Genomic DNA, 11,484 nt, shown 5'->3' with positions numbered 1-11,484 from the left:
GCAATGAAGCCGATGTTTCACGGAGTGCCCTCGAAGCTCCTCCTCGCCATCCCCCTGTTGCTGACGGGGCTCCCGCTCTCCGCGAGCGCGCTCACGTTCGTGAACACGGGGGCGTACACCGCGCCCAAGACGGCCGCGTCAGGCCAGACGGTGGGCTTCACCATCGTCCCGCAGTCCGCAGAGGCCGTGTCGAACGTCACCGTGACGTTCCAGGTGCGCCCGTACACGCCGGGCGGCGCCATCTCCTCCACCGTCGTGTATTCCCAGACGCTGACGGGGCAGAGCTTCACCGCGGGCGAGAAGAAGCGCTACGAGCCGCGCTTCACCGTCCCGGCGAACCTGACGACGGGCGAGTACCTCTGGACCACCAAGGCGACCAACGCCGCCGGGACGACGGTCTACATGGACGTGGCCAAGGTCCATGACATGTACACGTTCCACGTGAACGGCGTGGCCGCGAAGAGCTACCGCCGCGGTATCAACATCATGGACCTGGGCAATGCTGGAACCGTGCTGCCGGGCACCCTGGGCACGCACTACCCCAAGCCCACGCTGGCCGGCATGCAGCGGCTGAAGTCGCGCGGCATGGACGTGGTGCGCATCCCGTTCCTGTGGGAGCGCATCCAGCCGGTGCTCAACGGCGCGCTCAACACCACGTACCAGAACTACCTCCTGGACACGCTGGAGTACGCCAACGCCGCGGGCCTGGGCGTCATCGTGGACATGCACAACTACGCGCGCTTCACCTCCGGTGGCGTGTCGCGGCCCTTCGGCTCCACGGGCGCGCCGACGAAGGCGCAGTACGCGGACGGCTGGCGCCGCATCGCCACCGCCATCCGGGCCAACCCTTCCGCGTACGCCGCGCTGTGGGCCTACGACCTGATGAACGAGCCGCATGACCTGCCGTACCAGGAGGGCACGTTCTCCAACCCCGTGACGTTCGCCAGCTTCGAGTCCTCCACCGAGAGCTGGGGGCCGCGCGACGCGTCCACCACGAGCGTGAGCCGGGAGGTGCGCAACGGCCAGGGCTCGCTGAAGATGGTCACCACCGCCAGCGCCGGCAGCGGCAAGGTGCTGGGCGCGACGCTGTCCGCCTCCGTCAAGCGCGCCTCGGCGGCCAACGGCGCCACCTTGCAGGCGAAGGTCTTCGTCCCCACCACGACGCCGGGCACCGTCAAGGCGCGGCTGCTGCTGGTGGACGGCGCCTACCAGTACCGCGTGGGTGACTCCATCGACGTGCCGAAGGGCGTGGACACCCGCGTGTACTTCAAGCCCCCGGACACGGCGTGGGCGAACAACAAGCTGCTCTCCGTGGAGTTCATCGTCGACTCCAGCGACGGCAGCGCGCCGTTCGTCTTCTACGTGGACAACGTGGCGCAGGGCACGCAGTCAGGTCAGCAGACGCCGCCCCAGGTCTGGGAGTCCTACTCGCAGGCCGCGGTGGACGCGCTGCGCGGCCTGGGCGAGGACAAGCTCATCATGGTGGAGGGCTACTCCTGGGCCTCGGCGGAGGAGTGGCCGGAGCAGCACCCGGCGCCCTGGGTGACGGACCCGAAGAACAACGTCATGTACCACGCGCACTTCTACTTCGACCGGAGCGGGCGCTACGACAACACCCACGCGCAGGAGCTCGCCTGGGCCCAGGCGGAAGGCTACGCCTCCGTGGGCGCGCGCGGCGTGGCCCGCATGAAGAACTTCACGGACTGGGTCGCGGCCCACGGCGTGCGCGGCTTCGTGGGCGAGTTCGGCTGGCCCAACTCCGTCATCCGGCCCAATGACGCCGCGGCCTGGAACGCGGACGGCGAGCTGCTCCTGGAGTTCCTCGACGCGCAGGGGATTGGCGCGACGATGTGGACCACGGGCACCTGGGAGGGCACCACGTGGCCCAACATCAACAACGTCTACCAGATTGAACCCAGCCTGGTGCCGCTGTCCCAGGCGCAGGTGCTGGAGCGGCACCTCAGCAAGCCGTGATACCGCGCGGGAGGGCGTCCACCCCGGGCGCCCTCCCGCGTTGGTTTCAGCGGGGCCTCAGCTCGCGCGCGAGCGCTTGCGCCGGGTGGCCAGCGCGACGAGCGCCAGCCACGCGAGCGGGGCCACCGGGGCCGCGCCGCAGCCGCAGCCGGAGTCGTCCTCGGGCAGCGGACTGAACGTGCCCGCGTCCGGAGTCCCGGTGCCTGCATCCGGCTCGCCCAGCTCCGCCGTCGCGGTGAGGGTGAAGGACTGCTCCGCGTCCGGCGGCACGCCGTTGGTCGCCCGCACGAGCACGTCCACGGAGCCCGCCGCCGACGGCGTCCAGGTGATGAGGCCGGTGGCCGCGTCGATGCTCATGCCCTGCGGCACCGAGCCCTCCAGCGAATACGTGGGCTGTGGCCGGCCCACCGCCTCCACGTCATAGCGGTACTCGACGCCCACCACGGCGGTGGTGACGGGAGTGGAGGAGATGGTGGGCTGGAGCGGTTCATCATCCGCCTCCACGGCCTCCAACGTGCGTGCGTCCAGACCGGGCATGGCGAGCGTGATGGTGGCCGTGCCATCCACGTTGTCCGCGTCCTGCGAGGCCCGGAGCGTGACGGTCTGCGGCGTGCTCCAGTTGGACGTCGTGAACGCGAGCGTGGACGCGGAGGCCACGGTGAGGTCCGGATCCCCCTGCGTCTGCGCCACGGTGACGGTGATGTTCGAAGAGGGGCGCTGGGACAGGGACACGTCGAACGTAGCGGTGCCGCCCTCGGGCACGGTGAGCCGGGGGGTGGACAGCACCAGCCGGGTCGCGTTGGTGTCGATGGTGGTGGCCACCACCGACTCGGTCGTCAGGCCCTCCGAGGCCACGGTGAAGGTGGCAACGTCCGCGTCCGTATCCGCGTCCTCCACCGCCTCGAGCACCACGACCCGCGGCACGCTCCAGTTCTCGGGAGAGAAGGTGAGGGTGCCATCGCCTGACAGGCGCAGGTCCTCGGAGCCGCCCATGGCCCGCGCCACGCTGACCATCACGGGCGCGGAGGGCGCCTCGGCCAGCCGCACGGTGAAGGCCGCGCGTCCGCCCTCCATCAGGCGCAGGTTGAGCCCGGACACGACCAGCTTCTGGCCGGTGGCCGTGGGCGTCACCCGGCGCACCACGCCGTTGGTGTACCCCAGCGTGTAGAGCGCGCCGTCCGGCCCCACGCTCATGTCCACGTTGGCGGAGAAGCCCGTCCCCCACTCGTCCACCGTCGCCACCGAGTTGTCCGCCGCCAGCGTGGCGCGCGTCACCTGGGCGCTGTTGAAGTCGCCGAAGAAGTAGTTGCCGCGGTACTCCGGTGGGAAGAGGGTGGCGTCGTAGAAGGTGCCGCCGGTGATGGAGCCGCCCAGGGCCTGCGTCAGCGCGGTGCCCCCGCCACTGGTGGCGTCCGGCAGGCCCGGCTGGGCCACGGTGAAGGTGGTCGTGGTGGGCGCGTTGTTGGCGCTGGCGACGTAGAACTCGCCGTTGAAGCTCGTGTCGCCCACGCCTTCGAGCGTGAGCTTCTCACCCTTGCGGAAGCCGTGCGGCGTGGCGGTGGTGAAGGTGGTGATGCCCCCGCTGCGCACCGCGCCCGTGGCGGTGATGCTGCGCGAGTCAGCGCCGTTGGTGCTGTACTTGATGATGGGGGTGATGGAGTCGTTCCCCACGGGCTGGTTGTTCTCGTAGTCGTTGTAGCCGGCGTGGCTGCGCCGGGTCACGACGAGGACCTGCTCGTAGCCATCACCCACGTCGTTGACCCACAAGAGTCCGGTGGTGGGCTGGAACGTGAAGGTGAACGGGTTTCGCAGGCCGCGCGCCCAGATGTATTCGTTGTTGGGGCCCACGCCGTCGTTGAACGGGTTGTCATTGGCGGGCGTGCCGTCCAGGTTGGCGCGGCCCACCTTGGCCGCCAGCGACGTCAGGTCCGCGTCCACGCCGGAGCCGTTGCCCAGGTCGCCAATGGACCAGTAGAGCTTCCCGTCCGGCCCGAAGCCCAGCCCGCCGCCGTCGTGGTTGTTGCCCGCGGTGGGCAGCCGGGTGACGACCTCCGTGCGCGCGATGCCCGTACCGTCGGCGTCCGTGTAGCGGACGATGCGCTGCTCGGAGGCGGAGACGGTGACGAAGAAGTAGACGTACCGGTTGACCACGTAGTTCGGGTCGAACGCGATGCCGATGAGGCCACACTCGCTGTTGGTGTGGACCGCGGGCTCCGTGGCGAACGTGCGCGTCACCAGCGTGGAGGTGCCGGGTTGCGTCTCCAGGACACCGCCCTTCATGGCCACCGTGCGCACGACGCCGTTCTTCAGCGTGACGAACAGGCGCCCCGAACCATCCGGAGCCCACGCCATGCCGGTGGCCGGCGTCAGGCTATTGGACGAGTAGTTCGTCTCCACGAAGCCCCCTGGCACGGCGGCCCGGGCTGGCGCGGACATCATCAGGAACAACAGCGAGGCCATGAGGGGAGTACGCATGGCCCCGAACCTACCGCACCCCGAGTGGGGCCAAGGCCCCACCCGGACGACTCCCTACCGGGTCGCGGTGAAGTTCCGCAGGATCTTGCACTCGGTGCCGCCATCGTCAGAGGTGGCAGCGTTCAGCTCGAACGTGCCCTCGATGACGGAGCGGTCGGAGGAGGACTGGGGCGCGGGCGCGGCCACCGTCGAGTTCATCCGGATGCTGTATCCGGTCGTCTCCGTGACCTTCCGCGCGCCCAGCAGGTCGAGCTCCCGCGAGGACCCGCCCGTGTAGTGGGCCTCCAGCTCCAACCCCGCGAACGTGCCCGTGACGTTGATGCCATTCAGCGACAACACGAGCGGCCCCGTGGGCAGGTCGAATCCCAGCTTCCGGCAGCCGTCTTCCGGGGGCGATGTGTCGGTGTACTGGACTGTATAGGTGCCGGAGATGGCGCAGCCGCCTTCACAGACGAAAGGCGAATCGTCGCCGCCGCTGCTGCTGCCACAGCCCGGGTTCCCCATGCCGCTGCCCATCGTCATCATGCCCACGGCGAGCAGCACCGGGATGCGGAGGAACGACACGGCCTTCGGGGAACGGGCGCTGCGAGAGGATTCGATGTGCATGAAAGACTCCAGGTGGAACGGGAAGGCGCCAGACTAGCCAACGCCCGCCCGGGTCCGCACCTGGGGTCCGTGGTACTTCACGCCACGACGTGGCGCGTTACAGCGTCGCGTTGCCGGACACCACCTCGGTGAACTTGCAGGGGATGTCGCTGGAGAGCGTGGCGCAGGTGGACGGCTGCGCCGGGGTCCACGTGGTGGCGTTCAGCTTGATGGCCGCCTGCGCACGCTGACGGTAGACGCCCGCCGCGTAGGGCGTGGCGTTCGCCGTCTGGCCACCGAAGTCCGTGTTCGTCTCCGGCCAGCAGCTGCGGCTGCCCGGGATGGCCGTCCAGGTGACCGTGCCCGTGCTGCTCACCGACCGCTGCTCCACGATGGAGCAGATGTAGATGATGGGGTAGTCCTGGTCGCAATCCCAGGCGGAGGCCTGGGCGCTGATGGGACCCCCGATGTCATACGTATAGGGCTTCGTCGCTTCGACCACGCACGTCGTGCCGGGGATGGCCTTCGTCACCTGGGACTGGACCTGCGCGATGTCGCCGCCGCCGGGGGCCGGCTCCGTCGCTTCCGGGGCGGGGCCACAGGCGCTGAACGCAAGGGCCACCACGGCGAGGCTGCACGTCTTGAACTTGAACATGGGGGAGTGTCTCGGGGGATGTGAGGCTTTGGACGCCGTCCCCGCCCATCATTTGAATCCCAGGCATGTTCCTGGGTTCCAGGTGAGCGAGGACTAGCGCGCCAGCAAGGTAAAGCCTTTCATCCCTGTCGTCTACCCACGCGCGGGGCGAGAGCCTCGGGAGCACGCCCCGTGAACTCAGGGCGTGCGGGACGCCACGGCGGGCGCGGCGGTCATCGCCTGGCTGAGCTTCCGGGCACCTTCCGAGAAGGCCCCGCGCGCGAGCTCCTGGCCGGCGGTGCCAAGCACCTGGGCGAACACGCGGTCGAACCCCTTCTCCAGGCCCATGGACTTGTGGGGTTCACCCTTCGAGTCCGCGACCATGTAGAGCGACGAGTCCAGCTCGGCGGGCGGTGCCTCGCCCTTCTGGCGGTACAGGTCCTTCATGGCGGCGAGCGACTCGTTGTGGCTCTTGCGGATCTCCCCGCGCGCCATGCCCTTGAAGAGGCCCGGGACGTCACGCAGGTCCACGTGGATGACGACGATGGGCTTCTTCTCCCGCACGTCGTAGATGAACTGGGAGGCGCGCTGGCGCAGCTCTTCCTTGGTGCCCTTGTTGGCATACAGCACCAACGTGGGACGGCCCTGCCCGATGGGGACCTCCTTGCCGAACACGTCCTTGAGTTCAGCGGCGCTGGCCGGGAGTGCTCCCAGCAATCCGAGCAGGCAGGTCAGCAGGGCGGTCTTCTTCATGCAGTGGCTCCGAAGGTTGAAGAATCGCATCGGGTCCACCAACATCGTCGTGTCCACCCTGAATCCCGGCGGATGAATTCAATCCGTCCCTGGTGAAGAGGGGCCGACGTAGCGAGCCCTGGGGCGAAGCAGATGGCCCTGCTCCCGCTGCTCCAGCACGTGCGCCACCCAGCCCGCCGAGCGCCCCACCGCGAACACCGTCGCCGCCGCGCCCTTCGGCAGCGCCAGCGCCTCCGCCAGCATCACCAGCCCCACCTCCATCGAAGGCGCGGGATGTCCCGCGTCGCGCATCACCTCCACCAGGGCGGAGCCCACGCGCACCGCCTTCGCATCCGGGCGCAGCTCCCGCGCGGCCAGGATGAGCGGAGGCGTGCGCGGGTCTCCCTGGGGATACAGCCGGTGGCCGAAGCCCGGCACCGACTCGCCCCGTCGCACGTACGTGTCCACCACCTCCTTCGCCCGCTCCGGCCGGCCCACCTCCGCGAGGAGCGCCTCCACGCGGTCGCACGCGCCGCCGTGCTTCGCGCCGGAGAGCGCCGCCATCGCCGCGCCCACGCACGCGTACAGGTCCGCGCCGGAGGATGCCGTCACGCGGGCGGCGAACGTCGACACGTTCAGCTCATGGTCCGCGCAGAGCACCAGCGCCTGGTTCAACGCCTCCGGCGCGTGCGCTGAGCGGGCGTCCCACGCGTGCGCCAGCGAGTCCGCCACCGTCCGTTCCCTCAGGGCGGAGGCCACGCGCTCCGGCGCCCGGGCCGCGCACACCCACGCCGCCAGGTGACGCAGCAGGCCCCGGGCCCGCTCGAGTTCTTGAGCCGGTGGCGCCGCGAAGCGCACCGCGTCCCGCGCGCCCAGCAGCGACACCAGCGTCGCCAGCACCTTCGCGGGAGGCGTGCCCTGGGGCAGGAGCGCCGCCAGCGCGGCAGGAGGGAAGGGGGCTCGCGGCGTGGGCCACGTCGTGTCCCGGTGTTTGGGCAGCGCGCCGGACCAGAGCAGCTCCGCCACGTCCTCGAAGGAGCGCCCCTTCGTGGCCAGCTCCACCGCGGAGTGGCTGCCCCGGTAGGCCAGGCCTTTGGCCTCCACGCGGGACACGGCGGAGTCGATGACGGGCTCGCCCCAGCGCAGCGCTCCGGCCGCCACCGCCGCGTGTCCCGCCCTCGCGTCGTGGCGGACCTTCAGCCGCTCCAGGTCCGCGCGGGCGTAGCGGTTCTCCTTCGTTCCCTGCACCGGCACGCACCGCACCAGCCCGCGGCTCACGTAGGTGTAGAGCGTCGCGAGCTTCACGCCGAGCAGCGCCGCGGCCTCGCTCGCCGACACCAGGGCTTCCTCGCGCTCAGGTCGATGGTCGAATCGAGATTGAGAGCGTCCACCGCGGCGTCTATCCATGCTCCATCCACCTCCTGGAAGGAGAGTGTCGGCGCGGCGCGCGGCCGCTGTCGACGGGTCTTTCCTCCGGGACGCGTGGAGCCCCGAACCCTGGAGGACATGCCATGCAGGTGGACTTTGGCCGCACGTCGGAGGACTACGCCCGGCACCGCGCCGGCTTTCCGGAAGCCTTCTTCGAGCGGCTCATCCGTGAAGGCATCTTTCATCCGGGCCAGCGCGTGCTCGACCTGGGCGCGGGCACGGGCACGCTCGCGCGGGGACTGGCGAGGCGCGGAGGGGCCGTCACGGCGTTGGACCTCTCCACGTCCATGCTGGATTCGGCCCGCCAGCTCGCGAGCGACGAGGGGCTGTCCATCGACTTCCGCGTGGCGCCAGCGGAGCGGACCGGTCTTCCGCCGGAGTCCTTCGGGCTCGTCACCGCCGGCACGTGCTGGCATTGGTTCGACCGCGCCGCCGCCGCCCGCGAGGCCTTCCGGGTGCTGGCACCGGGAGGACGGCTGGTCATCGCGCACTTCGACTGGCTGCCTTTGCCGGGCAACGTCGTGCAGGTCGTCCACACCCTCATCGACACCTTCAATCCCTCCCAGGTCGCGCCCTATGTCGAATTCGGGCATGACGCCGGCATCTACCCGCGCTGGTTCCAGGACGTCGCCACCGCGGGCTTCACCGGCCTGGAGTCCTTCTCCTTCGACACCGTCGTCCACTACTCCCGCGAGGCCTGGCTGGGGCGGGTGCGCGCCAGCGCCAAGGTGGGCCCGGTGCTTTCGGATGAAGAGGCCGCCCGCTTCGACGTCGCGCACGCGAAGCTCCTCGCGGAGCGTTTCCCCCAGGCGCCGTACGCCGTGCCGCACCGCGTGTTCGCCCTGGTCGCGACGCGGTGAGTGACAGAAGTGGAGGCCCGGGGTGTTCAACCCGCCAGCACTTCGCTGGAGGCCAGAGACCATGGGCATCACACTGGACCGTCGCTCCCTCATCCAAGCCAGCCTGGGGCTGACCGGGGGGCTCGCGCTCCTCCGGGGCGCTCCGGCGGCGGCGGCCGGACGGCCGTCCACGACCTCATCGTCCGCCTCGTCCGCTGACGAGCCCCGGCCCTGGTGGGAGCTGGGGCTGATGGCGGACCCCATCATGGAGAGCCAGCTCCTGCACTTCCTGGCCGGGACGTACAGCGCGCAGTCGGACATCAGCGAGGTGCTGGACACCGCGAGCCGCATCGTCGCGGGGGATGACTGGAGCTGGCCCAACGAGTGGGTCGGCACCGCCGACCGCATCCGCGCCATGGGTGACGTGAGCCTGTCCCGCCGCCATTCCATCAGCGCGGGCAATGCCTACCTGCGCGCCGCCAACTACTACCGCGCCGCGCTCATCCACCACCCCGAGCCTGGCCACCCGAGCGTGGTCGCCACCGGGCGCAAGGCGGTGGACGCCTACAACAAGGCGCTCCACCTGCTGAAGATTCCGGGCACGCCCGTGCGCATCCCGTACGAGGGCACCACGCTGCCCGGCTACTTCTTCCGCGCGCCGGGCGCCCGGAGCATCGCGCCGCTGCTCATCTTCCAGCAGGGCCGCGACGCGTGGCCGGAGGAGTCCAAGTACGTCATCGACGCGGCGCTCGCGCGGGGCTACCACTGCCTCATCGTGCACGCGCCCGGCCAGGGCATGGCCATCCGCGAGCAGGGGTTGCCCTTCCGCCACGACTGGGAGAACGTCATCCGCCCGGTGGTGGACTTCGCCCTGTGCATCGCGGGCGTGGACTCACGGCGCATCGCGCTCCTGGGCTGGAGCATGGGCGGGGCGCTGGTGCCGCGCGCCGCCGCGTTCGAGCGGCGCATCAAGATCCTCATCCCCAACCCCGGCGTCCTCAACTGGGGCGACTCCTCCTTCGAGCAGTTCAACATGTACTTCCCGGAGCTGATGCCGCTCCTGGACAGCGACCCCCAGGCCTTCGACGCGGCCATGGGCCAGCTGATGGAGCAGGTGTTCCTGTATCGCTGGTACATGAAGGACTCGATGTCCAAGCACGGCGTGAGCACGCCGTCGGCCCTGCTCTTCGAGCTGCGCCGGTTCAACAACGAGCCCATCGTCCACCGCATCCGCTGCCGCACGCTGGTGATGGACGGCACCGCCGAGGCCTTCTCCCAAGGCCAGGCCCGGCTGCTCTTCGACGCGCTGGAGTGCCCGAAGGACTACATGCTCTTCACCGCGGAGGATACGGGGCTCCTGCACTGCCAGGAGGGCGCGCAGGCCGTGGCCAACCACCGCATGTTCGACTGGCTGGACGAGTACCTCTGAGGCTCAGTCCAGCACGCCACTGGCCTGCTCACCGAACAGCACGAACTCCGCCTCCTCCAGCGTGGAGAAGGCCCGGCCATGGCGCTTCAGGTAGTAGATGAGGCGACAGGCAAAGCCGTCACTCATCATCATGAAGTCCCGCACGAGCACGCCGTCGTGGGGCATGCGCGACCAATGCTGGATGTCTCCAGCCACCAGCGCATAGATGCCCCCGTGCCGTTCTTCATGGTCGAGGATGCGCTTCATCGCCGCTGCCTCGCGCTGCCAGGCCTGGGTCTTCCGTGCATGGCTCCGGCGCTCCGCGCGCTGCTGGGCGCGTTGCTTCGGGCGGGGCCGGATGGGGGGCGAAGGCCGCCGCGTCATCGCAGGCTGCTGCCCAGCACGACGCGGAAGACGGCCTCCACCTCCTGCGCGTCCACGCCCAGCTCCCGGGCCCACGCCCGGCGCACGGCGAGCAGTGTCTCCGTGCGAGCGGGCTCGTTGCCGGCCTCCTGGGCCCGGCGCTGACGGCGGGCCAGCTCCTCGCGGCGGGCGAGCAGTTCCACCAGCTCGCGGTCGAGCGCATCGATGTGCTCGCGCGGCTCGCGGGGCGCGGGGGCTTCCGGCTCCAGCCCGGGCACGGCGACGCCCGCCGACTCGGTGGCCTGCGCCACCGTGGGCGCTGTCTCCAGGTCGCGGTGGATGCCCTGGAGCGCCGTGAGGAGACTCCCGCGCGCCTCGGTGGCGAAGGGGTTCTCCTGCTGGATGGCGTTGAAGAGGTGGCCGGCGTCCGCGCGCACGGTCTCGATGGTGCGCGACAGCGCCTTGAAGCTGGCCGGCGCGAAGGGCACGTCCGCCGCCGCGCCGGAGTCCACCATGCCCTTGGCCACGAAGAAGGTGAGGGCATGCGTGCGCGCCATCACCTGGTCATGGCCTTCCGGCGTCTGTTCAATCACCTCGCAGCCCAGGCCTTCATAGAAGCGCCGGGCTCGCGGGGCGGCCTCCGGATGCAGCGGGTTGGGGCAGAGCACGACGCGCATGGGGCGCTCGGCCATGGCCAGGCTCAAGGGGCCGAAGAGGGGATGCGTCCCCACCCAGGGCACATGGGCGCCCAGCACCTCCGTCAGCGCCTCCACGGGCTTCACCTTCACGCTGCCCACGTCCAGCACCAGGTGCTCCGGTTTCAGGTGGGGCCGCAGGGAGCGCAGCACGTCCCGCATCTGGGGCACCGGCACCGCCACCACCACCAGCTCCGCCCCTTCCAGCAGCTCACCCACCGAGTGCGCGCGGAGCGGCTCCGGGATGTCCGCCACCGGATCCAGGGCGCGGTGCTCCACGCCCACCGCCTCCAGCAGCGTTCCCAGCGCGCGTCCAAAACGTCCGTAGCCCACGAGTGCGACATGCGACAT

The 11,484-nt window shown here is 70.2% G+C and carries 10 protein-coding genes; 3 read left to right on the top strand and 7 right to left on the bottom strand.

Translation table 11 applies throughout. The features are described from left to right. The first annotated feature begins 3 nt into the window (after positions 1-3). On the top strand, positions 4-1,974 hold the full coding sequence (locus ACX114_RS29480) for a cellulase family glycosylhydrolase (protein ID WP_459289989.1): 1,971 nt from the start codon (positions 4-6) through the stop codon (positions 1,972-1,974). 57 nt (positions 1,975-2,031) lie between these two features. Here the strand turns inward: ACX114_RS29480 and ACX114_RS29475 are convergent, their stop codons facing one another. The 5 genes from ACX114_RS29475 to ACX114_RS29455 all read right to left on the bottom strand — a co-directional run bounded on the left by ACX114_RS29475 (position 2,032) and on the right by ACX114_RS29455 (position 7,738). Continuing rightward, complete coding sequence (locus ACX114_RS29475; protein WP_459289988.1) at positions 2,032-4,449, bottom strand: PQQ-dependent sugar dehydrogenase; 2,418 nt, start codon at positions 4,447-4,449, stop codon at positions 2,032-2,034. A 54-nt stretch (positions 4,450-4,503) separates the two neighbouring features. Then, positions 4,504-5,055 (bottom strand): hypothetical protein, encoded by a 552-nt coding sequence (locus ACX114_RS29470; RefSeq protein WP_459289986.1) that lies wholly within the window; start codon positions 5,053-5,055, stop codon positions 4,504-4,506. Positions 5,056-5,152: 97 nt separating this feature from the next. Further along, the gene (locus tag ACX114_RS29465; RefSeq protein ID WP_459289984.1) at positions 5,153-5,689 is read right to left on the bottom strand and encodes a hypothetical protein; all 537 of its coding nucleotides are present in this window, start codon (positions 5,687-5,689) and stop codon (positions 5,153-5,155) included. Between the two features lie 177 nt (positions 5,690-5,866). Further along, positions 5,867-6,421 carry a hypothetical protein gene (locus tag ACX114_RS29460; protein ID WP_459289982.1) on the bottom strand — a complete coding sequence of 185 codons (555 nt, stop codon included), beginning with the start codon at positions 6,419-6,421 and terminating at the stop codon, positions 5,867-5,869. A 78-nt stretch (positions 6,422-6,499) separates the two neighbouring features. Then, on the bottom strand, positions 6,500-7,738 hold the full coding sequence (locus tag ACX114_RS29455) for a citrate/2-methylcitrate synthase (RefSeq protein ID WP_459289980.1): 1,239 nt from the start codon (positions 7,736-7,738) through the stop codon (positions 6,500-6,502). A gap of 173 nt (positions 7,739-7,911) precedes the next feature. Here ACX114_RS29455 and ACX114_RS29450 point away from each other — a divergent pair, with 173 nt between their 5' ends. Further along, positions 7,912-8,688, top strand: coding sequence for a class I SAM-dependent methyltransferase (locus ACX114_RS29450; protein WP_459289978.1), 777 nt, complete (start codon positions 7,912-7,914; stop codon positions 8,686-8,688). A gap of 61 nt (positions 8,689-8,749) precedes the next feature. After that, the gene (locus ACX114_RS29445; RefSeq protein ID WP_459289977.1) at positions 8,750-10,096 is read left to right on the top strand and encodes an alpha/beta hydrolase family protein; all 1,347 of its coding nucleotides are present in this window, start codon (positions 8,750-8,752) and stop codon (positions 10,094-10,096) included. A 3-nt stretch (positions 10,097-10,099) separates the two neighbouring features. On the opposite strand, the gene ACX114_RS29440 is transcribed toward ACX114_RS29445, so the two are convergent. Both ACX114_RS29440 and ACX114_RS29435 read right to left on the bottom strand, forming a co-directional pair. Then, positions 10,100-10,459, bottom strand: coding sequence for a hypothetical protein (locus ACX114_RS29440; RefSeq protein WP_459289975.1), 360 nt, complete (start codon positions 10,457-10,459; stop codon positions 10,100-10,102). Next, a complete protein-coding gene (locus ACX114_RS29435; protein WP_459289973.1) occupies positions 10,456-11,484 on the bottom strand; it encodes a prephenate dehydrogenase/arogenate dehydrogenase family protein in 1,029 nt (342 codons plus the stop codon). Before ACX114_RS29435 ends, ACX114_RS29440 begins: the two co-directional genes overlap by 4 nt.

The organism is Corallococcus sp. M7, assembly GCF_054512695.1.
The sequence above is the reverse complement of the archived record's forward strand: the minus strand, read 5'-3'. Positions and strand labels throughout refer to the sequence as shown.

Bases quoted from the DNA above. Each gene is read 5' to 3' on its own strand.
- ACX114_RS29475 (WP_459289988.1), bottom strand. From the start codon at position 4,449: ATGCGTACTCCCCTCATGGCCTCGCTGTTGTTCCTGATGATGTCCGCG.
- ACX114_RS29480 (WP_459289989.1), top strand. From the start codon at position 4: ATGAAGCCGATGTTTCACGGAGTGCCCTCGAAGCTCCTCCTCGCCATC.
- ACX114_RS29440 (WP_459289975.1), bottom strand. From the start codon at position 10,459: ATGACGCGGCGGCCTTCGCCCCCCATCCGGCCCCGCCCGAAGCAACGC.
- ACX114_RS29465 (WP_459289984.1), bottom strand. From the start codon at position 5,689: ATGTTCAAGTTCAAGACGTGCAGCCTCGCCGTGGTGGCCCTTGCGTTC.
- ACX114_RS29450 (WP_459289978.1), top strand. From the start codon at position 7,912: ATGCAGGTGGACTTTGGCCGCACGTCGGAGGACTACGCCCGGCACCGC.
- ACX114_RS29445 (WP_459289977.1), top strand. From the start codon at position 8,750: ATGGGCATCACACTGGACCGTCGCTCCCTCATCCAAGCCAGCCTGGGG.
- ACX114_RS29460 (WP_459289982.1), bottom strand. From the start codon at position 6,421: ATGAAGAAGACCGCCCTGCTGACCTGCCTGCTCGGATTGCTGGGAGCA.
- ACX114_RS29470 (WP_459289986.1), bottom strand. From the start codon at position 5,055: ATGCACATCGAATCCTCTCGCAGCGCCCGTTCCCCGAAGGCCGTGTCG.
- ACX114_RS29435 (WP_459289973.1), bottom strand. From the start codon at position 11,484: ATGTCGCATGTCGCACTCGTGGGCTACGGACGTTTTGGACGCGCGCTG.